We start from the raw sequence: 23,733 nt of genomic DNA, 5'->3' as shown, positions 1-23,733 counted from the left end.
CTAGGTATAATCCCAGCTGCCTGCTCAAGCTTCCCTTACCGCACTAGCGACTGTAATCCGCAGCAGTCTGGGAAACTTTCATCATTGGTTTGTTGGGAGGGGAGTTGCGATGGGTGCTTCTTCTAGGGGCGTTCTGCGCCTAGTTCTGCTTTCTTCAATTCTCATGTTGGTTATTCAGGAGACTACGAACGCTGCGGCGCGGACTTGGATCGGTGGCAATAGCGATTGGGTCGACAACGGTTCGACCGCCAACTGGAATCCGGCCGATGAGCCGGACTCGGACGACGAGGCAATCTTTAATACGGCGAACTCGGTCAACCTGGGATCGGCGAACTCGATTCTGGCGCTCACGATGTCAAATGGCATCGACCTCTTCACCAACAACTTCAACCTGACTGTCGACGGTCTGGTGCAACTCACCGGCAATAGCACGAACCTATTCGTCGGCGGCGGTGCCTCGACGCTGAATGCCGACGACATCACGATCAACTCCGGCGGTACTGTCGAACTGACCGGTGGTACGCTCATCCTCGATGAGGAGTCGGGAACTTCATTGCTGGACATCAACGCGGGGGGAACACTCGCTGGCCATGGCACGATTACGTTTGCGGATACCCCCGCCTTGGCGACGCCACTGCTGATCAACGATGGCACACTGACGGCTCTTTCGCGAGCGGCGATTATTTTTAATCCACCCCCCGTTGGCACTCTGCAGATCAACGATTCGAGCCTCGGCGGCCGGGTCGATCTCGACGGCGCGAGCGAAACGGGCGTCGTCAACATCAACCGCAATCAGACGCTTGACCTGAACGTGCCGCTGACCGACAACTTTAATGGAACAATGAATCTGTTTCAGAACTCGACCATTGATTCGTTGAGTTCTTGGACATTGGCAGGCGGGACACTCAACGCAAATAACGGCTTCATTGACAATCCGATCCCCACGCCCGATGTTCCTGCAGGGACTTCTTTCATCAGTGGAGGTGCCTTTACGCAATCCGGGGGAACGATCAACGTCGTTGATGCCGATGGTACGCTGCAATTCAACAGCGTGTTCAATATGAGCGGTGGAACACTCATAAACAATGGCCACCTGATTTTTAACAATAACGCCACTGTTACCGCACTAGCCAACATTACGATGCCCACGACTTCCTCCAGCATCACGGTCGGAGCAGGACGCGCCGTGACTATCTCTCTGAACAACTTCAACCTCGATGGAAATAATGCGTTGACCAATGCAATCACGGTTAACGCCGGCGGATTCTTGCAAATCGGGACTACCGATTACGATCCCGACGCCGTGACCAATCGCTACGACGGCTCGATCACCCTCAACGGCGGCGACTTGCTGCTCAGCATCACAGACCCCGAATTCGTGATGGATGGCACCCTCAACTTAAGTCGCGTCGATTCCGAAATTCCCAGCTATAGCGGTGTCGCGATCGATATTGGCAACGACTCCGGCGTACTGGACGCCGAACTCAACATCAGCGGCATCGGCATCTCGCAGATCGGGGCCCAGATTGACTTCAATTCCGATGCCAAAGTGAATGTCGCATTGGGCGCAGTCTTGCAGTTTGTCACCAGTACGACCGTGAATTTCGATACTGTTAATGGTGTCAACAATGCCAGTTTCACCGGCGCTGGTCAGATTCAGTTCAACGGCGCCGTCAACGTGAACGAGGCGGTTACGCTCAACATGGTCGGAGGCACGGTTGACCTCGATGGCAACGACCTCACGGGAGATGTCATCAACATTGATGCACCTCTCGTTATCAACGCGGCGACGATGGCGAGCTTTGGCCGCGTCAACAGCGGCGGGGGGATCAGCACGCTCGATATCAACAACGGCGCCGGCACGGGCGTGCTGACGGTAAACCTCGACGACCCCAACGACGAGTGGACGCTCAACTTCTCAGGTGTAATGAATCTGGTGAACGACAACACCGAGGCGACGCTGCTCGCCGGTAGCGACGTGAACATCATCGGCATCGTCAATGTGACTGGCGATGTGCGGACGACAGCGAGAGTCGATATCGGCTCGACCGGAATCGTGAATATCAATACGTCCAACGAGCCACTGCAACTGGCGGGGGGCACCCTCTTCAGCGATCCCAATACGATCGCGGGCGGCACGATCAACGGAGCCGGTTTGCTGGGCGCCGACACGAGCCGAGTGTTGCGCGGCTTCGGCACGATCAACACGGGGATCGACTTCGACGGCACGGCCTCGCTCCTGGCCGACAACGGTACGCTCACGGTCAACGGTGCGATTGTTGACGTCGGAACTATTGGTACGTTCGACGTGGATGGCACACTGCACGTCACCAACGCCTGGAACAATAACGTCTCCACCGGCGTGCAACTCAGCGGCGGCGTGCTGAGCGGCGGCGCGATCACTAACGACGTCACCGCTGGCATCAGCGGACACGGACTCGTCACAGCACGAGTGGTAAACAACACCCAACTCTTTGCCTCGATCGCCGATTCGCTCATCTTTCAGACCGCCGCGAACGACAACGACTGGGATGGCACGACCAATACGGGAAAGATACACGCCGTGCTCGCCAACATCGAACTCCGCGATAACGCGACCTTCGGCTTTACCGGAACGGTCGAGGCGAGCAACAGTCACACCGCATATACGAACGGTTTTGCACTCGACTTCAACCCGGGCTCCAGCCTGCAACTCTCCAGCGGCGGGACCTACGAATCGACCAATTCCACCGACCTCGGCGGTACGATGACGGTCGGTGGAGGGGCCGCATCAACGATCAAGGTCGCGGTCAACAATTTTTTGACATTCCAGCCAACGAACACCTCGACACTCACCGGCAATTTGCGGTTGGAAAATAACAACATACGCATCAATGCCGGCGCCACATTCAGCGGTGCCGGAGCGATCATCATCCCGGACGGTAGCCATTTGATTCCCGACAATTCCGCGAACATCAACACTCTGCTCGTCAATGAAGGGACGATTCGTGTCGCAGGATTCGACGCAGTTGGTGCTGCCACGGTGAAAGACTACCAACAGATGCAGTCCGGTGAATTGTTCGTCGAACTCACGGGCACTCTGCTCAATGAGTTCGACCGCTTGGCTGTCACAGGTCAGGCGCTGCTCCATGGCTATCTCAATATCGATATCGACGGTCCCTACATACCCGCGATGGGCAACACTTTCAACATTCTCACTGCCTCGTCGGGCGTGTTTGGCACATTCAACCAAATCGACGTCTCGGGAATGCCGGCGGGACTTACGTTTCATCTCAACTACCTCGCCAATGCAGTCCAATTGCAGGTCGTGAGCACGCCGTTCTTCTCGGCCGATTTCGATCACGACGGTGATGTCGATGCCACAGATCTCAGTATCTGGCAGGGAGCTTACGGGCTCAACCAACTCGGCGATGCGGATGGGGATAACGACACCGACGGCCGCGACTTCCTCCTCTGGCAACGCCAATTCGGAAGCCATCCTCTGATGGCTGCGGCGACGTCCGTGCCAGAGCCAACAGGAGGGTTGCTGCTGATTTTAGGAAGCCTCTGTCTATGGAGGCGCAATTTACCACGTTAATTCGTGAGCAGATTTCTTCCTTGAGTTCTCCTCGATCCCCGTGATGTGCCCGCCGGAGAGGTGAATCACGCGGTCGGCCATGTCGGCGATTACCGCATTATGGGTGATGACCGCAGTGGTCGTGCCCAGTTCTTCGTTGATGCGCTGAATGGCATCGAGGACCAGAATGCCTGTTTCCACATCGAGCGCCCCGGTTGGTTCATCGCACAAGAGGACTGCCGGCCGTTTGGCCACTGCTCGAGCGATGGCCACGCGTTGCTGCTCGCCACCGGACATCTGCGCGGGAAAGTGATCGATCCGCTCGTTGAGATTGACCATCTTCAGAGCGTCGACAGGATCCATGGGGTCTCGAGATATTTCGGTAATGAGCGCCACATTTTCGCGAGCCGTGAGGCTGGGAATCAAGTTGTAAAATTGAAACACAAATCCCACATGTTCCCGGCGATAGCTGGTCAGCTCCGCATCGTCAAAACTGGTGAGCTGTTTGTCGCGATAAGTGATGGTTCCTTCGCTAGGCGAGTCGAGTCCGCCCAGAATGTTCAGCAGAGTGCTCTTACCACTTCCCGAGGGACCCAGCAGTACGACGAACTCTCCACTGTAAAGATCAAGGTCTACCCCGCGAAGCGCATGCACATCGACTTCACCCATGTGATACACCTTCGTGATACCACGGGCACTGAAGACTGTTTCCAATTGTGGTGGGATGCTTGTCGACATGCTGCCAGTATCGAGAACATGTACAATAGAGTCAAACAAGTTTCGGCGTCCTTAGCCGGACCAACACCTTGGTCCGGGAGAGCGAAGTCATTATTTTCGGAGGCAGATGTGCCTCGCGCCAAGTGACTGGTTGTAGATTCATGCATTCTGTCGAATAATGCAAGAAATTGCCCATCACCACTTTTTCACGGAGGCTCCCATGTCAATTCGCTTCGCTTTCACTCTATTGCTCTTGTTCCTTGCCAATCTTGTTCACGCCGATATCCAGACAAAAACCATCACTTACCAGGACGGCGACGTCGAGTGCCACGGTTACTTGGCCTGGGATGACGCTGTCGAAGGGAAACGACCTGGCGTACTCGTCGTTCATGAATGGTGGGGACTCAACGATTACTCCCGCTCGCGGACCGAGCAGCTCGCCGAGCTTGGCTACCTTGCTTTTGCCGCGGACATTTATGGAGAGGGAAGAACCACCGAGCATCCAGCCGATGCTGGCAAGATGGCTGGAGAAGTCCGCGCCAATGTTGACCAGTGGAGAAAGCGTGCTCAGGCTGCGCTTGACGTGCTGAAATCTCAGCCCCAGTGCGATACCTCAAAACTAGCCGCGATAGGCTACTGCTTTGGCGGTGCGACCGCTTTGCAACTCGCATATTCCGGTGCAGACCTCGATGCCGTGGTCACGTTTCATGGGGCCCTCCCAGCGGCAACTCTTGAGGAAGCGAAGCAAATCCAGGCAGAACTGCTCATCAACCATGGAGCAGATGATACCTTTGTTGATGCGGACGCAGTGGCGAAATTCAAAAAGGTGTTAGACGATGCCGGGGTTGTCTATGAATTCATCGCCTACCCCGGTGCGGTCCATAGCTTCACGGTTCCCAGCGCTGATACCGTGGGAATGCCGGGGATCAAGTACAATAAAGAAGCCGACGAAAAATCGTGGCAGGCCATGCGTGAGCTATTTGAGAGGAAGCTAGGAAAATAGTTGCAAAGACCGAAGCTCGCTCTCTAAAGTCAGCAGCAGGTAAATTTACACCAAACGTAGAGTGCGCACCCTTACCTAGCACTCCATCAACGGCCATGTGAAGGTCCATCGCGGCCACGGGACGCAATCAGATCATGAAACAGGAGGTTACAAAGGAAACTCAGGAGATAGGAAAATACTCTCCGGAACACGAATTTTGCAAATTTCATGAGCGTAAATAAGCAAAGTTCAGCGGTTCAAACTTTTCTTCTCTCGCTCAGTTCTTGTTGTGGTCTCATGTTCAACAGATTGTTGCAAGCTGGAAAGTTTATGTCCAAACTTCTTGCGGACTCGATCTTGACGTAGCTGATGGTGGTTGAAGGACTTGGCTTGGACGCAAAGGTGAGTTTCACAGCAGTAAACTGCACCCTGCGAACCTGAGTCTTAGAGTAGCCGAGAGTCTGCACAATCACCGCAATTCTGCGACTGAATAGTAAATGGCCGGGAGAAGTTTCACGTTGGCCTTGAGGGCCAGCGGTGTCCGAATCGCATCGTGACGGTGATTGTCAGGTCGATGTTTCTGCTTTTGATGCAATTGTACCCAATGACTACTGTCTTCTGTTCAAAACTGCGGCAAGCTCATGAAACCGGTTCGTTTTCAATCAATTCTCCACTCTCATCACTCCACTCCTCCAGATGATGCTGCAGAAACTGAACAATTGCCTCTTGCTCCACCGCCCCGCGTCCGGTGACTTTGATAGCGGGGCCAAAGGCAAAGCGTACTTTGCGCGATGGATCGATGCATCCGAAATCGGCGAACGGTTTGCCCCGGCCCCAGGCAGCGGTGTCGAGGGCGACAGGTACAATCGGTACACCGGCACGACTCGCGAGCTTGACGCCTATGGTGTTAAATCGCTGGGCGTTAAAGACGGTAGACCGTTCTCCTTCTGGGAACACAATCAGAGAGATGCCGCGCCTGAGTCTATCCAGTCCACCCTCTAGCATTGATTTCAAGTCCTGTCGCGGATCGGATTGAGTCACGGCGATGGGATCGCGTGAGCGCATTACATGACGAAAGACTGGATAATTGAGAAGGCTTTTTTTTACAACAAAGGTCACTTTCTTAATGGGCTGCACAATGCAAGGGAGAATCATTGTCTCCAGAGAACTCTGGTGATTGCCAATCACCATGCAGGGCCCTTTAACATCACGGAGATAGTTGATGCCACTTATCTCGAAACGCACTCCAACTGCTTCAAGGGCTCGCAGCACATCGAGGCTACTATCACTCCAGGCCGCGTCGTCATACTTCCCGCGCATTGCCTGCCAGCTCGAGCGAAACACAATGATCACGAAGCGAGCGTGAAATGCGAGTGAAGGAAACTTGCGCGCCAACCACGAGATTTTTCGAGATGGCGTACGGTACTCGCCATTGGTGTATTGCAGGGATTGCATGCGGACAGAATAGCGGGTTATCCCGCCTGACGGGAGAGAGAATACATGAAGCTGGGTAAAAAGATCCTGTTCTGAAGAGGCGCAAAAAATCGGGGCCACGTACTAGACGTGGCCCCGAAAGGCAATAACTATTGGCGTCGACGACCTATTACTTCACGTCGATCTTCTTGGGTTGTGCCGCTGGCGACTTAGCAATCGTCACCCGCAGGACACCGTCGGTCAACTCGGCGCTGACACTTTCGCTGTCGATCGTGTCGGGAAGACTAAATGCGCGAGTCACCTTCCCATAAAATCGCTCTTCTCGCCAACCTTTACGAGTGGCTTCGCTTTCCTCGTGCTTGCGCTCCGCACTGATCGAAAGCGTACCCTTGTCGAGGGTGATCTCTACGTTCTCACGAGTCACGCCAGGGACGTCGAGCTCGATGTGGTAAGAGCCATCATCTTCCCACAGGCCAGCCGGAGTCTGACCAGCCCGCAAACCGTTCGGCCCCAGAACCTGGTTCAGGAAAGAATCAAACTCAGACAAATTCGAGGGTAAGAACTCTCGCAGTCGATTCTTGGGAGTCATGCATTGTTGGGACATTGTGTGTACCTCCTTCTAAAGTTCAGTTCTTTATGAATTCGCAACGGCTCTGCGAAGGTGCCCACCGTTAGTGATTCCGAATTCGCAATCACCTATTCAGCAAGGCTCGTGCCGAAGGAATTGAACGTCAAAGGATTCGCTGTAAGTTGTTGTTGAAAAATAACTTGCGCAATGAAGCGTCGCCAGGCGTGCCAAAGTGGCAGTGCCTTGTTGGCATTCGGAAGTTCCCAGAGCCAAGCGATGGTGCCAATATGGCAGTTTCTTTGGTATGCAACAAAATTGGGAAGCTTATTCTTGTACGACGTATGCCCCAGTGAACGAAACGTAGGGTCCTGCGTCGTCGGCGATCGTGGCCGAAATATCGATCTTAGTTTTTCCTTTAGATCGCTGCAGTGCGTAGAAGTACTCCAACTCCTCAGGGTCAATCGGAAGTCCTTTGGCAATAAACAAGGGAGTACGGACCGGCCGCAGATACCGGATCTTCCCCCGACGGATGACGACATTTCCGGTAAGGCCCTGGGACTCTAGCAGCATGACGACCGTGCCCCAGCCGACCGCCGTGCAGAGGGCATTGAGACTGCCGGCAAAAGCGGAATACTGATGATTGCGATTGGGTTCGAGCGGCATTTGCATAGCGAGCCGCTGGCCATCCCAGTCATGGACAGTGATGCCCATCGCCTTAGTAATGGGCATCTCTCGATGCAGCGTCTGCTGAAGATTGTCGATCAGTGGGTCGGTCATTGAGTCAGACGCAGAGGCTAAAAAAATCACCAAGTACGGTCGAATTTCGAGTCTACTATGCTACTGTATGCTTGCCTTCGGTGGAAGCCGATGGTTTTCTGACAAAGAAACCGCAGGCTTCCGCCTGTGGCTAGAATTCTGATTTCTGTCCCCTGTTGCTCACAGGCCCCAGATCAAGAGGGCAGAGTAATTGAGCAAGTTGGGATCCACGCCGTTGGGAGTACTGTCGTAACGGTCGTTCACAGAGAACTTCAGGCTCACGTTGGCAGGTCGATCGAGATCAATCTCCCAGCCGGCATCCGTAACGACACGATATTGACCGAAATGCTCGAATTCAGGGAAGTAGTCAGCTTTCGCTGTAAGTCGTTGCGTGGCGCTGATCGAGTATTCGGTTTCCATCCCAAACAAGGCTTCCCTTGTCCATCGGTTGTCTGGCCCACCAAATTCTCTTGAAGTACCGGCACCAAAACGAGTTTCCAAGTCAAAGATCTCCGTATCGAACCATTGATATCCCACACCCGAGTTGAGAGACACGCGTAGGTCGTAAGCCTGGAATTCGTCGTAGAGTAACTGGTTCAATGCAAACATGGACCAAGGGGTTTCTTCGAACTGGCGGTCGATGCGGGTATCCAAAAGCGCGTTGTTCTGGGTCTCGATGCGGTTTGCAGAATTGCGGTTGTAGGCAATCTTGGTGTTGGATTTCCACGTTTTTGTTTTGCGCTTCCAATGGCCTCCAACCGTCACGCTCTGTGTTTGATTCGCACCCTCACTGCCATTGAGTCCAAATTCCATCCCGATATCCCATGGCGTAGGACCAAACCAATACCCGGCCTCGTACCAATGGTAAATGGGAATAGGAGCCAACAAGTCTTCAGAGGGAGTGATTCCTTCAATCTCTTCCCCGGCAAATTCTTCGGTAGCCGTTGTCGTAGGCGGGGGAAGTAAAGTCTCTGGAAATTCGGTTGGGTTGGGGAATTTCAAGTTGGTACTTGGTGGAGGCAACACTCCGGGGCCATTAGTATCGCCCGCCGCACTAATCTTTGAGGCGCAGCAGAAAGCCATGCTTGCGAATATCATCCCGAACAGGATCGGGATTCCGGTAATACGTAGGTACGACATGGCCGCCAGCCAAGGAGTCAGCAGACTCTTGGCACAGAAAGAATCGGGTGCTTGGGGGAGCATCGATATAGCCAATGCATATCGTGCCTAACAAGGGAGATCTCAGATAGCAGTACCATCAAGCTAGCAGAAGGGGACTTAAATCAAATAGATTGCAGAGTGCAAATAGAAAACGGGGGCTGAGTCAAAAAACTCAGCCCCCGTGATTAGCTAGCAATACTCAACAGTGAGCAAGCACAAGAATCAGTTACAGCAACCGCAGCCGCTGCAGCCACAAGGCACTTCTTCCTGAACTTCTTGACATACCATCTTGCAAACCTTCACTTCGATCTGCTTCTCGACCTGGCTTGGAACACAAACCGTATAGGTCTGAGTTCTTTCCTGAGGAACGCAAACTGTGTAGTTCACTTCCTTGCTTCGGGTCTCATTCACGTAGTTGGTGACCTGATAGTCAGCCGTGCGAGTTTCGGTCCTGCACTTGTTGACGCACACGGTTCGTGTTCGCTCTTCAGGCACCATCTTGCAGACCTTAACGGTCCGTTCGCGGTCCTCGGTGCGACACTTGTTGACGCACACAGTTCGTGTTCGCTCTTCAGGCACCATCTTGCAGACCTTAACGGTCCGTTCGCGGTCTTCAGTGCGGCACTTCTGAACGCATACGGTTCGTGTACGCTCTTCAGGTACCATCTTGCAAACCTTGACGGTCCGTTGACGTTCTTCGGTCCTGCATTTGTTGACACAAACAGTACGTGTGCGCTGCTCTTGGCGAGACAGGCAAACGGTGTAGGTGTAAGGAACTTCTTCGGTCACACACTTGTAAGTCGTGCATGGCACTTCGCGAGTCTCGCAAGTGGGAACCCAGACACGCTTGCAACAAGTGCGAGTGCATTCGCAGCAACCTCCGCAAGCATCGTTTCCGCAGCCACCGCTCACGGGAACTTCCATCGTTTGAGTTTCCCAGTGACCACCGCGGACCGTAACAGTCCTCGTGGTGGTTTCAGGAACTCGCTTGGAAACCGTGCGTGTACCTTGACGCTCTTCAGTGTAAGGAACATTCACAGTGTAGGACTGCTCGACGTTCTCAGTGTAAGGAACTTGCACTGTGTAGCTGACCGTCTTCTCCTCGTAAGTAGGGACCTGAACGGTGTACTTCTGCTCGATGTTTTCAGTGTAAGGAACTTGCACTTTGTAGCTGACCGTCTTGTCCTCGTAGGTAGGAACCATGACGGTGTACTTCTGCTCGATATTTTCAGTGTAAGGAACTTGCACTGTGTAGCTGACCGTCTTGTCCTCATAGGTAGGGACCATGACGGTGTACTTCTGCTCGACATTTTCGGTGTAAGGGACTTGCACCGTGTATTCGCGAGTCTTGGTCTCGGTGACTGGCTTGCAAACGGTGTAATTCACCGTCTTGGTGCGAGTCTCGGGAACCATGACTGTGTAGTTGCGAGTACGTTCTTCTTTGTTGTAGACAGTGGACGTAACGGTACGAGTTTGTGTCTCGTAGGTTGGGACCATGATGGTCTTCGTTACTGTTGTCGTACCACAGCCACAACCGCCATCGGCAGGGATCGCAGCTCCACCGCATCCACAATCGCTCGCACCACCGCAGGCGCTTGGGCATCCGCAGTCGCTCGCACAACCACAAGCAGGTGCAGAAGCACAGCTACTCGAGCAAGCTTTCTTGTGGTGTCTACCTGCCAGAGCGTCGCTCTGGACTCCCGCTACCAGCAGAGCGACTACTGGGAGCAGGCACATGATTTTTCGTAACATAGGGCGCCCTCCATCTTTTGAAGATAAAAAGTATGTTTCCAGAACGGCAGGGGCAATACAAATTACCCACATTTCCCATTCTGGTGATTACGTGCCGTTTTCCCGATTTTTCCTGTTTAATTGAGGAAGATGGGTATTCAAGCGATTTTAGCAAGAGAATTCCGGCACGCAACAATCTTAGGTTAAAAAAACCCCTTTTTGGGGATTTTGTCGAATTCGAAAGAAGTCGCTATCAGATGCACTGACTGCACAATCAAGTTTTCCTCGTTAGATGAGCAACCCAGAAGTGCGTAGTATCCCCAAGGAGTGTGCCAATTGGCAGTGAAAGCCACGGAACCCTCACTCCATACACCCAAGAATGAATTCTAGGATGCTGGAATGAGGAGCTTGAAATCCGCAGCTAATATTAAGTTTGGGTTAAAGCACGTCAATGAGAACTGGCCTGTAGCGCAGCGACAATCTGTCCGGTCCTAAGACAGCACTTCTCGGAGGCTACTCGTCGTTTGTTCAAAAGAATAAAAAGTAATTCATGCGGTATTCGATCACTCCACGACATCCAGTAGCTCAATGTCAAAAATGAGGGTTGCATGCGGTGGAATAACTCCGCTGGCACCAGCTTCGCCATAGGCCAAATTGCTGGGGATGAACAGTTGCCATTTGTCGCCCACCTTCATCAGCTGAAGCGCTTCTGTCCACCCACCAATGACACCTGTGACGGGGAACTCAGCAGGCTCATTCCGCTCGTAGGAACTATCGAATACGGTGCCGTCCACGAGCTTGCCTTCATAATGGGTGCGAACCGTGTCATTCTCTGTGGGTGTCGCTCCCTCCCCTGACTTGAGGACTTTATACTGAAGTCCACTAGGAAGTACGGTTACCCCTTCGGCCTTCTTGTTTTCTTCGAGAAATTTCTTGTTTTGATCGATCATCGCTCCTGCTCGGGCTAGAGATAGTTGACGAAGTGCTTGTACCAAAGTTTCCTCATCGTACTTGGGTTTCGCTTTGGCGAGCCCATCCTTGATGCCGGCTACCAGACTGTCAACATCCAGCTCAACCCCATCGGCCAGGAAGCTTGTGCCGATCTCCAGCCCAATGGCATAGCTATACGTGGGAGCCGTTGAATTGTCTTTCTGATCGCCACTGGGAAGGCCTTCTTGGGCTGTTGATTCGAGGCAAGCAGTCGTCGACAGACTTGCGGCGATTACGATAGTTTTCAATGCAAGTGAACGGAACATGATATCTCCTAATAGGTTAAAGGCTACTGATTAAGCGTTTCATCAGGGAAACCACCGAGTATACTCCTCAAGATGCGTTTCGTATTCCCCGAAAAACTGGCAAAACCGCTGAATTTTGTGCCCTTCCGATTCATCGAAAGGTTAGCCTCTTTTGCCGGTATGACGTATAATCAGTAGTCTCATGCCCGGAACGGTTTTCCTGAGAATCCCCCCTATAGTTTCTATCGATTCCTTATGTACTCGGTCAAATCGCCTCGCATACATCGCCCCTTTGCCAGCACCTTGAGGAGCGGTTTTACGCTCGTCGAGCTACTGGTAGTGATCGCGATCATTGGGGTATTGATCTCTCTCATATTGCCCGCCGTACAGGCGGCCCGCGAGTCGGCTCGGCGCGTACAATGCACGAACAACTTGCGGCAACTTGCGCTAGCCACCAGCAACTATGAAAGTGCCACCGGCAAGTTGCCTCCCTCGGGCGATGTCGTGCTCGAACCAAGAGTCTATGCGGGTGTCGACTACGAGTCTTACCGCCAACGAGAAGGAAAGCAGTTTAGTTGGGCCGTCATGCTCCTGCCGTATATTGAGCAACAGCAGTTATACAATCAATTTGATTTCGACAAGTCGGTTTTCGAGCAAACTACCGAGCCGCAATCGCAGTTTCTGCAGCAACTCGCCTGCCCCAGTGACGAGGCACACGGACGCATGTTTCAAGAAGAAACATTTACTCTCGGCAAACGGTTTGCCAAGGGAAACTACGCCGCGTTCTGCACACCCTTTCACACCGACTTGCAGATGGTCTTTCCCGGGGCACTGGTTGCACGAGGTCAAGCCATGAGAAAGATCAGCGATGGTTCGAGCAACGCACTGCTCTTTGCTGAAGTCAGAACTCGAGATCATGAGCAAGACGAACGAGGGGTATGGGCATTGCCTTGGACGGCAGCTAGTTTATTGGCATTTGACATGCACCACGATACGGCAAGGCGATTCGACGATCCGTTCGTTGCCTACAATCGATATGCCGATCAGACTCAGTTACCCAATACGCTTGGTCCCAACAGTGATATGTTGCAGATTTGCCCCGATCTAGCGGGATCCCAGCTAGACGGTATGCCCTGCCTTGATTCTAATAGCTACCACTACCTCTCCGCGCCAGCACGCAGCTTACATCCTGGCGGGGTAGATAGTGCGTATGTCGACGGTCGAGTTGAGTTCCTTTCAGATGACATCGATGAGTATGTGATGGCCTATCTAATAAGCATCAACGATGGACATACTCCTGGGACCTCCGTTCCAACGGCTACTTCTGCAGCTTCCTCCTCTAACTGATCTCACACGGCCATGAAGTTGGAACCGAAGCACACAATTGCTACGTGTGCCGTCTTTGTAGGGCTTTTCTTAGTAGCGGCAGGATTCTTGTGGCCCCTGGCCGGAGAACCCAAATGGCCGCAAGAGAAAGCAGAAGAATTTGCCAAATCATCTGCTGCATTGCATGAAGCAGCCCATGGCCACCAGCATGGAGAATCAGCCGAAGAGTTTGCCGCTGTTCAGCGACGATTTGAGAAAATCAAAGCCGAGTTAGAAACAGCCCGCCAACGGCCCGAGGAAATATCTTATTGGTTGAAAGTATCCGGTGGCTCGTTAGCCGCAATCGGTCTGGTGATGCTAGTGACAGGCCAACACCCAAAATAGTGGGGGTCAGGCTTTTAGCCTGCCCCATGAATGAGAATCTTATCGTCGACGCCGAAGCAGAAACGCGAACAGGCCACCGGTTACCAGTACCAAGGTACTCGGCTCAGGCACTGCGAATATCAAAGCAGAGGCTAATTCGGGCGGCGAGCCGTATTGGGCATGGAAGACCATGATGTCGTCGGCATCCACGTCGCCATCGCCGTCGGCGTCTCCTTCGGAATGGGCGGCCCCCAGCAGTTTGCCATAGCCTCGTTGCCAGGTTAGAAAATCACGGCCATCGACGTCCCCATCGTCATCGAAATCCGCCGAGGCGAAATCGAAGAGAGTTGACGTTCGCCATGCCAAGCCAAAGTCGTGGGTCATATTGCTAGCCACGGAGAGCGTGTATTCACCTGGTCCGAGATTTGTCAGGTAGAGGTGCTCCACGTTGTCGACAGCACTATTGCTGGTCTGAATGCTTTGTCCGGAGGAATCCTTGAGATCTAAGCTAAAGTTAGCGAGAGTTTGACTGTTAAATCCAGACGGAATATCAATATTCCAATCAAGTAAGATCGAAAGTTCGGTCGCGGTACTTCCGACGGGGACTGAGAACAAGTACTCGAGCTCGTTTCCGCTGCCGCCGGTGATCGTCTGATAGTCCCAACCATGGGATGCCACAGGAGTTGGGACTTCGGCATCGCCTGTAAACCGTCCTCCTTGCGTTATCAGATAGCTGTTGTAGGCGTTCACTTCGCCAGCACCGAAAATGTCGTCCAAAGGTTGCGTAGGAGTGTGCGTCCAAGTTGAGGTAAAATGTGGACTGTCCTTGATTGCCCCCGCCATGAGTATCGCCTTCATGGTTTCACTCTTTGCCGCATCCGTACCTGCAACGGCACTATGCAGAAAGGTCGCTACAGAACTCATGGTAGCGGTCGAGGCACTCGTCGTGCCGCGTGGCGCGACAATGTCTGGCTTGCTACGCCCCGGGCCGTAATTCGAAAAATCCGTAAGCCCCGTGCTGTGCTGGCCGTCCGAACGGCCAACGGCAATGGAGTTGTAACTCTGAGCGAACAACCGAGGCATAGAAGTAATGCCGTTATTCAAACCAACCATCGCAGTGATGTTGTCTCGCTCGATCACAAAATCAAACCGTCGCAACGCACTCGTGTCATGCGAATCATTTTCGTAGGAGCCGATCCAACTGAAATTCTGGACGCGATAGGGTTGAGATACGGGAGCCGCTCCTCCAGTCGCGCGTAGAATACTGCTGAGGTAGTGGTTTGCTTCATAAACAGTAACTTCATTGGCACCTGGAGCGACGCTTGAAGTATTTCCGATAAAAGGCCTTGATACTGAATTTGTCGCATGATTCGAGATGCCGTTACTTTGCATCCCAGAGCCATCGATAAAGTTGACTGAAGAAGTTAAAGGATCGTCATCTGCCTGAAAATCATCGTTGGTCGTGTCCGGAAAGTATTTTGAAGGCGTCCCACTTCCGGCTTCGACAATTGAAATTGGAACCCCATTGCCGTTGGGCAGTGATGAGCCGACCATACTCCAAAGCTGCGTATAGCCGATGTCGTCTTTCCAGTCGGCGAAAGTATTGCTGAGATTCAGGCAAACCAGGCACAGCGCAACAGAGAACATGCGAATCGATTGCCAGGTAGCAGATACCTGAGGAGTCGTCCGCGTAGCCGCCAGATGTCTGGGGTCGTATTGCATAGAATATGTGCCGTGTTTCAAAATGCTATCGTCACCGCTGAACCCGCGCGACAGCCCGTCGCTGAGAAACTACGCAATAATGCGGTTCGGTTTTGAAATCTGTTCCGTAAATTGGCCAGGAAGCAGGAAACCGCGGAAAATCTCCGCAGAGCCCGATCGCCTAGCCAAGTGCCATGCTACTATTATCCCCTCAAAACCCTTGATTACAATAGTTTGGCTACCACGAAAGCCCGACCAGGTGGAGCAAAACCGATCGTGACAGTTGTCCTATTTGTCTCCACTGCCGTAGTTCGAGTTGTTTTTACGCCCTCTGGGACCTAGACTACCGGTTTTGCGGTTTATGCGATGGACTTGGCAGTCCCGTGGGACTTCTGATTTTATCTTTCCCTGCGGCAGGGGAATTGGAATCTAGCCAAGAAACTGCTGTAATCTTGCTATCCCCCCAGTACCTTGCACCAAACATCCTACACCATCAATGACCTCCTATAATCTGACCCACCTCAAGCAGCTTGAAGCCGAGAGCATCCACATTATCCGAGAAGTGGCTGCCGAGTTCGATAATCCCGTGATGCTCTACTCGATCGGCAAAGATTCGTCGGTGATGGTCCGGCTGGCCGAGAAAGCTTTCTACCCGGCCAAGCCTCCCTTTCCGTTAATGCACGTGGACACCACTTGGAAGTTTCGGGAAATGATCAGTTTCCGCGAAGAGTTGATCCGCAACCAACTCGGCTGGGACCTCATCGTTCATAGCAACGAAGAGGGAATCAAAGAGGGTGTCGGTCCTTTCACCCACGGCAGCCAGTATCACACCGATGTGATGAAGACCCAGGCCCTCAAGCAAGCGCTGACCAAATACAAATTTGACGCGGCCTTTGGCGGAGCCCGTCGTGACGAAGAAAAGTCACGGGCCAAAGAGCGCGTCTATTCGTTTCGCGATAAGAACCACCGTTGGGATCCCAAGAATCAACGCCCCGAATTGTGGGACTTGTACAACGGCAAAGTCCACAAGGGAGAGAGCATCCGCGTCTTCCCACTTTCCAACTGGACGGAACTCGACGTTTGGCAATATATCCACTTGGAGAACATCCCCATTGTGCCGCTGTACAAAGCCGCCATGCGTCCCGTGGTCAACAAGGACGGCGTGTTGATCATGGTCGACGACGACCGCATGCCTATCGAGCCTGGGGAGATAATCGAAGAACGCATGGTTCGTTTCCGCACCCTTGGCTGTTACCCCCTCACCGGTGCTGTCGAATCCGAGGCAACGACGCTCCCCCAAATCATCCAAGAAATGTTGCTCACAACCACCAGCGAGCGGCAAGGCCGCGTGATCGACTACGACCAAAGCGGCTCGATGGAAGAGAAGAAAAAAGACGGATATTTTTGAGCAAAGCAGGTATAATCGAGTTATGAGCCCCGTTATCACTCAACACATCGAAATGATGCCCAGCGCACTTCACGGAGAGAAGGCTGTGATCGCTGGTACACGCATACGCGTGATGGATGTCTATACTTGGCATGTTGAAATGGGGAAGTCGGCTCAACAAATCGTTGAGGAATTTCCTCACTTGAAATTGGCTGATATCTATGCAGCCATGACATATTACTGGGACAACGAAGAATATATGAAGGAGCAAATGAATCGAGAAAATAAGGCAGCCGAGGAGGCTACGAATCAAAATCCTCCGAAACTGCCTGAAGCCATCAAACGCAGGAAGACTGATGGCAATTCGTTTTCATCTTGACGAACATATCTCGCCGATCGTTGCAGAGTTTTTACGGGGGAATGGATTTGATGTTACGACTTCTCAAGATACTGGATTACTAGGGCGAACCGACGATTCGCAACTATCATTTGCAGTAAATCAAAAAAGGACGTTAGTTACTTGTGACGCAGATTTCACTCGCCCGGAAACAATCTCTCAAGCAGGCTTTGGCATATGCTTTTGTCATCGAGACAAGTACACCATTCAAGAATTCTGCGAGGCACTTCAGATCGTCGCTGAATGCATGACAGAAGTTGAAATGCACCAACACCTCGAATATCTCTAGCCACACAGAAACGCCAAGAAATCTATATTCCTATGTCCCATCAATCTGAACTAATTGCCACCGATATCGACGCCTATCTCAAGCAGCACGAGCAGAAGGAACTTTTGCGGTTTCTCACCTGCGGGAGCGTTGACGACGGCAAGAGCACGCTCATTGGGATGCTGCTCTACGAAACTAAGATGATCTACGAGGATCAACTTGCCGCGATCGAGCGCGACAGTGCCGCCCATGGCACGACCGGCGGCGAATTCGATCCAGCGCTCTTGACTGATGGTCTCAAGGCCGAGCGCGAACAGGGGATCACGATCGACGTGGCGTATCGCTACTTCTCGACCGCCAAGCGAAAATTCATCATCGCCGATTGCCCTGGCCACGAGCAGTACACTCGCAACATGGCCACGGGTGCCAGCACCTGCGATTTAGCGATTATTCTTATCGATGCCCGCCATGGCGTGATGACACAGACCAAGCGGCACTCATTCATCGTGTCGCTGCTGGGGATTAAGCATGTGCTGGTGGCGGTGAACAAGATGGATCTGGTCGACTACTCGGAGGAAGTGTTCGACAAGATCAAGCAGGACTATCGCGAATTTGCCGTGCGACTCGACATGGTCGATCAGCACTTCATTCCCATCAGCGCCCTCAAGGGAGACAACCTCGTCGTACACAGTGAGAAAATGCCCTGGTACGAAGGCTCGACCTTGATGCACCATCTGGAAAACGTGCATATCGCCTCGGACCGCAATTTCATCGACTTCCGCTATCCGGTGCAGTTCGTGAATCGTCCCCACCTCGACTTCCGTGGCTTCTGCGGCACGATCGCCTCCGGCAAGATCAGCAAGGGAGACTCGGTCATGGTGCTCCCTTCGCGGAAAACCAGCCGTGTAGAGTCGATCGTCACCTACGACGGCGAACTTGACGAGGCGTTCACACCGATGTCGGTGACGCTCACATTGGAGGACGAGATCGACGTCAGTCGGGGCGACATGCTCGTGCGCCCGGAGAATGTCCCTGTGATGGCCGACGCCTTCGATGCCACCATCGTCTGGATGGCCGAGGATCCGCTTCAGCCCGGCAAGCAGTATCACATTAAGCAAGCGACAAAGACCGTCTCGGGCAGTGTGTCGAACATCCGCTACCGCATCGACGTGAACACGCTGCATCGCGAAGAGACCGACAAGCTCTCTTTGAATGAGATTGGTCGCTGCCACGTGCGGCTCAATCAAGCGATTGCCTTTGACAACTATCGAAACAATCACGGCACCGGTTCTTTCATCATCATCGACCGACTGACCAACGTGACCGTTGGCGCCGGGATGATCCTCGAACGCACCGCCGCCACCGACAGCGATCATTGGGACGACGAAGCCGACGAACGTTTGCAAGTAGAATTGAGCAACGTCACCACCGCCGAGCGCTCGGGCCGTTTCGACCAGAAACCGGCGACGATTCTGCTCACAGGATTAGCCGGCGCCGGCAAGACGACGATTGCCTACGCCCTGGAACGACGCCTGTTTGACATGGGCCGCGCAGTCACGGTGCTCGACGGCCAAAACATGCGTCGCGGCATCACCCGCGATCTGGGCTTCTCAGTGGACGACCGTAGCGAAAACTTGCGCCGCAGCGCCGAAGTGGCCCGCCTCATGAACGACGCTGGCCTGATCACCATCGCCGCATTCCTTGCTCCCCAAGAAGAGGTCCGCAAAAAGGCGGCAGAGGTTGTGGGACGCGATAAGTTTTTCGTCGTGCATCTCAACGCCCCCATCGACGTCTGCCGTCAACGAGATCAAGAGGGCCTCTACGGTGCCGCCGACGCAGGCGAAATCGCCAACTTCCCCGGCGTAAGCGCCCCCTACGAAGCCCCCGAAAACGCCGACCTGGTCCTCGGCACGCACGAGCTCGACGTAGACGAATGCGTCAAGCGAATTGTCGACTTCCTAAAAAAGCACGGCATGGTAAATTAGCCCCAAGATATCGCTAATCACCCTCCCCCTCAGCAGAGGAAAACAGAATCGACCCCGTACCCCAGGCTGCGCTCCGCGCCCCCTCTTCCATTCCGCATTCCGAATTCCGCAATCCGAATTCCGCATTCCCCTACTCCCTTTCTGGCTAGCGCCGAGTCGAAGATTCGCCGTGCCGAACAACCGGCGCCTCGCACCTATTCCACTCCCCAGCCGAGCGGTCGCCGGTAGTCCGGCGCACCCTGGGTACCGGAACCAGTCTTCGAACCGTACCCCAACGGGGTTTCACACCCTAGCCCAGCGGTTGCCACCAAGTGAGTTCCACGAACTTTGCTGCTACCCTGGGATACGAAACCCACAATAGCCTCTACCCTGAAAGGGTTGCACATAGCATTCCCAGCCCCCAAATCCCTACTAATCTGTGTGACAACTTCGTCTTAGAGAACCACATGAACTAGTGTAAATATACTTACACAGGCCACCTGTTAGAAGGCGACCCCCGGGCAACGGTTACCGTCTCCCACCAATTTCTAAGCCCTAGTTAGTGCTATGTTGTTTGTTAGGATTCTGAAGGGAATAAATAGTCGCGTTTGACAATACTTCCGTAACCCTATCTTCCCGACAATTCACCAATAATTAGCCCCTCCCTGAGGGAATCTCCATGCGAACAACCTATATGAACCTCATCTTATAACTTTTCTCTAGGGCAACTTGACGCAAGTTACGGTTTCCATTCAACTAGAGTCTCTTATTTTTTTCATTCCGATCAGTTCTTTTGTTAGGATCAAATGGTGCATCCAGGATTCACTTTCTGTGGCACCCCAACATGGCAGAATTGTATGCAGTTTTGTAACCAACTCAATTATTCGAGTGGTATGTGAATCGTTTCAGTTTTAATGACCAATTGATGCGTAGGGACCACACGTTGCGGGGAGGTATCTTATTTGGAATTGATGGTCATCTTATTGAACTTCAAGCACGTGCAACTCAACTTCTTCGGACGCCAACACCTGTAGTCAATTCCTGCCAAATTACTGGAATGGCCAAGGGAACTGTTCGAGAAGCTTTGCACAGAATCGGCGGTGCTTTTAGTAAGCTCGGCATTCCGCCAAGTCCTGTTGAGATACTCATCAATTTAGCACCAGCCGCTTTAGAGAAAGGTGGAACTTGGCTCGACCTACCTATAGCCATAATCATGCTTCAAGCGGCTGGTTTAATGCCTGATCTGTCGAACGAACAAGAAGAACGGTTTATATTATTTGGGGAATTGGGCATCCACGGAGAACTTCGCCGTGTTCCTGGAGCACTCTCGTTGGCATACTGTGCCAAACCTGGACAATCTCTCATTGTTCCTAAGGGCAATGAGAAAGAATGCGCTTTGATTCTGGCAAAGCCTGGCCATGAAAACTGTGCAGTTTATCCTGCCAGCTCTCTCGAAGAGGTTATAGAGTGCTTTCATGGTCGTGGTATGTTGCCGAATGCGCTGCGCGAAAAGATAGAATTTGATCCTATCATCGACAAACCACTCGATTTTGGACGAATACGTGGGCAAGAACAGGCTAAGAGAGCTGCACTGATATCTGCTGCAGGAGGCCATAACCTGCTGTTGATTGGTCCTCCCGGCGAAGGTAAATCACTGCTTGCCTCTGCGTTACCTGGCATTCTGCCAAGGCTAACAGACGGTGAGAAAGTTGAATTGACTCGCATATACTCAGCAGTAGGCGCATTGGAGCAGGACGGATGTGCTGTGACGCGGCGACCAATGCGTTCGATTCATCATAGCGTTTCAATGCCCGCCTTAATTGGGGGTGGTTCTGGAGTGCCGCGTCCAGGTGAAATAACCCTTGCACACCACGGAATCCTTTTCCTTGACGAACTCCCTGAATTCTCACGTCAGTCGCTTGAAGCTTTGCGACAACCTATGGAGAACGGCAAAGTTCAAGTCACTCGGGTCCAGGCTAGTCTTGAATTTCCTGCCCGTTTTACACTTGTGGCTGCGATGAATCCCTGTCCATGTGGGTACGCTGGTAGTGACAAATGTGTGTGCGATTCTAAAACAATTGAAAGATATCAAAAAAAATTGAGCGGACCACTTCTTGATCGAATCGATTTGCAAGTTAGTATACGACCATTATCAACGGATGAGCGATTCGCGCCGGTTCGGGATGGTGACTCGCCGAAACTACGGGCAATCGTAGACCGGGCACGACAACGTCAGATTAACCGATTCATGGGAACTGCAATCACAAACAACGCAGCAATACCGGGCGGTCAGGTCCCAGACTATTGCCATTTCTCAGTGGATGGTTTTGAGTCATTTAAAGAGGTCATATCACGTGATCGAGTTTCCACTCGAACTACTGATCGCCTAGCAAAAGTCGCTCGAACCATTGCGGATCTGACTGATGCTTCTGAAGTGGCGCCTGTACACGTGGAGGAGGCTGCTCTATTCGTTGCCGGTGGAGTACTACAAGCTGTTTAGTACGAGTTGTCATGAAGAGTGATTCAATCGACAGGCGCTTCAATTGTTCGTTTTGTGAACAGACTTTCGATGTTTCAGCTGCCCATGTTGGTCGTCGACTAACTTGCCCAAAGTGCAAGCGAACTATTTGGGTCTATCCGAATCGACATGAGTCGATCGATTCAAAGCTTGCTGCTACTTGGCACTACAAGAAACTCAAATTCTTACGCGGTCACGAAGTATTCGGTCCAGTTTCTAGTGAGGACTTGTTGTCACTGCACTCAGCCGGCAAGCTCTATGAGGATACAGAAGTCTTAAGTCCAGGGTTTACAAATAATGAATGGATTGAACTTTCCAAGGTACATTTAGGCCTAGTTAAAGCCCATGTCGACCAGCGAGCTGCTGAGAGAGTAAGGGCTGCTGCAGTAGAACAGCGTCGACAAAATGTTCTGTCCGAGAATCGCATGCGCTTGCAGCGAGCTGTTTCTACAGCCATATCGGATGGCAGAGTGACTCTCAGTGAGCGAAGTCAGTTGCTGGAGTTTGCGATGAAGGCCAATATATCTGAGGCAGAGGTACTAGAGCTTTTGAAGAGGGAATCACAACAGTTACTAGACACTGTGATTGAGGAAGCTCTCGAAGACGGCGTATTAGACCCTCAAGAGCGACAGAGGATAGGGGATCTAGCAGCAGGGCTTGGTCTAAAAATCAACCTCAGTAATGAACAAAACCATCGTTTGCACCTATGCGATCTAGCCTATCAGTTGGCCGTTGGCTCATATATTCCCAACTGCACTTTTGACGACAGCATTCAACTAAACTCACGAGAGAATGCGATTCACCAGGCACCATTTGAATGGCATGAAATAGTTCAACTAAAAAGGCCTGCTGGGATACCACTAGGTAACGATCATTATTTGAAGAACATCGCTGCTGGTCAGTGCTTGCTAACAGACAAAAGAGTTCTCTTAGTAGGTGATTTGGCAGCCAAGAAATTTACGTTGGCTTCTGTTGCAAAGGTCACCAAATATGCAGATGGAATTCTCTTCAATCGTTCGAGTGGCAAGAGTCTCTTTCTGCGCCCATGTAAGGATTTAGTATGCGACATTTGGGCCATGCTCGCGGTCTCCACAATAAATCGTGATCCAGTTCTAGGTTTAATCCCTACAAAGAAGTTTATCCCAGAGTCTTTAGCAATTCCTACTTATAAAGAAGAACTTGATAACGGGTGGTCCCAGCTTCACGAACCTAGATACACATTTCGGGTCGTAGGTGATCACATTGGTGATCGGGAGCAATGGATTGCTAGGCTTGAGTTGGGAAGTCCAATTAAGATTCAACGAGAGCCTCGAAACCCTTACGACACAAACGCAATTGCTGTGAGTGACATTGAGGGGCGTCAACTCGGCTACCTTAAACGTGAAGTGGCCATTTGGTTTGCACCTATTCTAGATCGAGGTCGCCAATTCGGATTTACGGCATTTAGAAAGCCACAGTCAGGTGGCCTGATTGTTGGTGTTTATGAAATTGATTAGATATCTGCACTCGCCGAATCGAATACAGTGAAGAAAGAACGGCAGAGTATTTTTGCAATTAATCCTGTCTATTTTCACTTCCGAGACCGATCCGCCATTGGAAATTCGCAATTGCACTCTTTCAGGGTTGAAATCTTGCAGAAAGAATCTCAATAGAGGCTAGAGATTGGTGG

The 23,733-nt window shown here is 52.2% G+C and carries 18 protein-coding genes; 10 read left to right on the top strand and 8 right to left on the bottom strand.

The window, feature by feature from the left end; genetic code table 11:
• Positions 1-109 precede the first annotated feature (109 nt).
• Entirely contained in the window at positions 110-3,577 is a 3,468-nt protein-coding gene (locus Pr1d_RS03915) for a beta strand repeat-containing protein (protein WP_148072301.1), read from the top strand.
• Here the strand turns inward: Pr1d_RS03915 and Pr1d_RS03910 are convergent.
• On the bottom strand, positions 3,566-4,333 hold the full coding sequence (locus Pr1d_RS03910; protein ID WP_238476633.1) for an ABC transporter ATP-binding protein: 768 nt from the start codon (positions 4,331-4,333) through the stop codon (positions 3,566-3,568). The genes Pr1d_RS03915 and Pr1d_RS03910 overlap by 12 nt on opposite strands.
• A gap of 160 nt (positions 4,334-4,493) precedes the next feature.
• Here Pr1d_RS03910 and Pr1d_RS03905 point away from each other — a divergent pair, with 160 nt between their 5' ends.
• Positions 4,494-5,276, top strand: a complete 783-nt coding sequence (locus Pr1d_RS03905; protein WP_148072300.1) for a dienelactone hydrolase family protein — start codon at positions 4,494-4,496, stop codon at positions 5,274-5,276.
• 618 nt (positions 5,277-5,894) lie between these two features.
• Here the strand turns inward: Pr1d_RS03905 and Pr1d_RS03900 are convergent.
• The 6 genes from Pr1d_RS03900 to Pr1d_RS03875 form a co-directional block, all read right to left on the bottom strand.
• Positions 5,895-6,710 carry a lysophospholipid acyltransferase family protein gene (locus tag Pr1d_RS03900; RefSeq protein WP_148072299.1) on the bottom strand — a complete coding sequence of 272 codons (816 nt, stop codon included), beginning with the start codon at positions 6,708-6,710 and terminating at the stop codon, positions 5,895-5,897.
• Between the two features lie 148 nt (positions 6,711-6,858).
• On the bottom strand, positions 6,859-7,293 hold the full coding sequence (locus tag Pr1d_RS03895) for an Hsp20/alpha crystallin family protein (RefSeq protein ID WP_148072298.1): 435 nt from the start codon (positions 7,291-7,293) through the stop codon (positions 6,859-6,861).
• A 288-nt stretch (positions 7,294-7,581) separates the two neighbouring features.
• Entirely contained in the window at positions 7,582-8,034 is a 453-nt protein-coding gene (locus Pr1d_RS03890) for a YiiD C-terminal domain-containing protein (protein WP_148072297.1), read from the bottom strand.
• Between the two features lie 159 nt (positions 8,035-8,193).
• Entirely contained in the window at positions 8,194-9,216 is a 1,023-nt protein-coding gene (locus Pr1d_RS03885) for a DUF481 domain-containing protein (protein ID WP_148072296.1), read from the bottom strand.
• 180 nt (positions 9,217-9,396) lie between these two features.
• Entirely contained in the window at positions 9,397-10,926 is a 1,530-nt protein-coding gene (locus Pr1d_RS03880) for a hypothetical protein (protein ID WP_168205038.1), read from the bottom strand.
• A 542-nt stretch (positions 10,927-11,468) separates the two neighbouring features.
• On the bottom strand, positions 11,469-12,161 hold the full coding sequence (locus tag Pr1d_RS03875) for an FKBP-type peptidyl-prolyl cis-trans isomerase (protein ID WP_148072294.1): 693 nt from the start codon (positions 12,159-12,161) through the stop codon (positions 11,469-11,471).
• Between the two features lie 234 nt (positions 12,162-12,395).
• Between Pr1d_RS03875 and Pr1d_RS03870 the strand changes: the two genes are divergently transcribed.
• Positions 12,396-13,487, top strand: a complete 1,092-nt coding sequence (locus tag Pr1d_RS03870; RefSeq protein WP_148072293.1) for a DUF1559 family PulG-like putative transporter — start codon at positions 12,396-12,398, stop codon at positions 13,485-13,487.
• A gap of 12 nt (positions 13,488-13,499) precedes the next feature.
• Positions 13,500-13,850, top strand: coding sequence for a hypothetical protein (locus Pr1d_RS03865; RefSeq protein WP_148072292.1), 351 nt, complete (start codon positions 13,500-13,502; stop codon positions 13,848-13,850).
• A gap of 39 nt (positions 13,851-13,889) precedes the next feature.
• On the opposite strand, the gene Pr1d_RS03860 is transcribed toward Pr1d_RS03865, so the two are convergent.
• Positions 13,890-15,551 (bottom strand): PEP-CTERM sorting domain-containing protein, encoded by a 1,662-nt coding sequence (locus Pr1d_RS03860; RefSeq protein ID WP_148072291.1) that lies wholly within the window; start codon positions 15,549-15,551, stop codon positions 13,890-13,892.
• A gap of 475 nt (positions 15,552-16,026) precedes the next feature.
• On the opposite strand from Pr1d_RS03860, the gene cysD reads away from it, so the two are divergent.
• From cysD to Pr1d_RS03830, 6 genes are all read left to right on the top strand, one after another.
• Positions 16,027-16,938 (top strand): sulfate adenylyltransferase subunit CysD, encoded by a 912-nt coding sequence (cysD, locus tag Pr1d_RS03855; RefSeq protein ID WP_148072290.1) that lies wholly within the window; start codon positions 16,027-16,029, stop codon positions 16,936-16,938.
• Between the two features lie 22 nt (positions 16,939-16,960).
• Positions 16,961-17,296, top strand: coding sequence for a DUF433 domain-containing protein (locus Pr1d_RS03850; protein ID WP_148072289.1), 336 nt, complete (start codon positions 16,961-16,963; stop codon positions 17,294-17,296).
• Complete coding sequence (locus Pr1d_RS03845) at positions 17,274-17,603, top strand: DUF5615 family PIN-like protein (protein ID WP_148072288.1); 330 nt, start codon at positions 17,274-17,276, stop codon at positions 17,601-17,603. The genes Pr1d_RS03850 and Pr1d_RS03845 overlap by 23 nt, the downstream gene beginning before the upstream one ends.
• A 32-nt stretch (positions 17,604-17,635) precedes the next feature.
• Complete coding sequence (gene cysN / locus Pr1d_RS03840) at positions 17,636-19,567, top strand: sulfate adenylyltransferase subunit CysN (RefSeq protein ID WP_148072287.1); 1,932 nt, start codon at positions 17,636-17,638, stop codon at positions 19,565-19,567.
• A gap of 904 nt (positions 19,568-20,471) precedes the next feature.
• Positions 20,472-22,046 (top strand): YifB family Mg chelatase-like AAA ATPase, encoded by a 1,575-nt coding sequence (locus tag Pr1d_RS03835; RefSeq protein WP_261343822.1) that lies wholly within the window; start codon positions 20,472-20,474, stop codon positions 22,044-22,046.
• 449 nt (positions 22,047-22,495) lie between these two features.
• The gene (locus Pr1d_RS03830) at positions 22,496-23,560 is read left to right on the top strand and encodes an HIRAN domain-containing protein (protein WP_210417881.1); all 1,065 of its coding nucleotides are present in this window, start codon (positions 22,496-22,498) and stop codon (positions 23,558-23,560) included.
• Positions 23,561-23,733 lie beyond the last annotated feature (173 nt).

Origin of the sequence: Bythopirellula goksoeyrii (assembly GCF_008065115.1) — a bacterium.
Classification (GTDB): Bacteria; Planctomycetota; Planctomycetia; order Pirellulales; family Lacipirellulaceae; genus Bythopirellula; species Bythopirellula goksoeyrii.
Note: the sequence above shows the minus strand (reverse complement) of the source record. Positions and strands in the feature narration are given on the sequence as shown.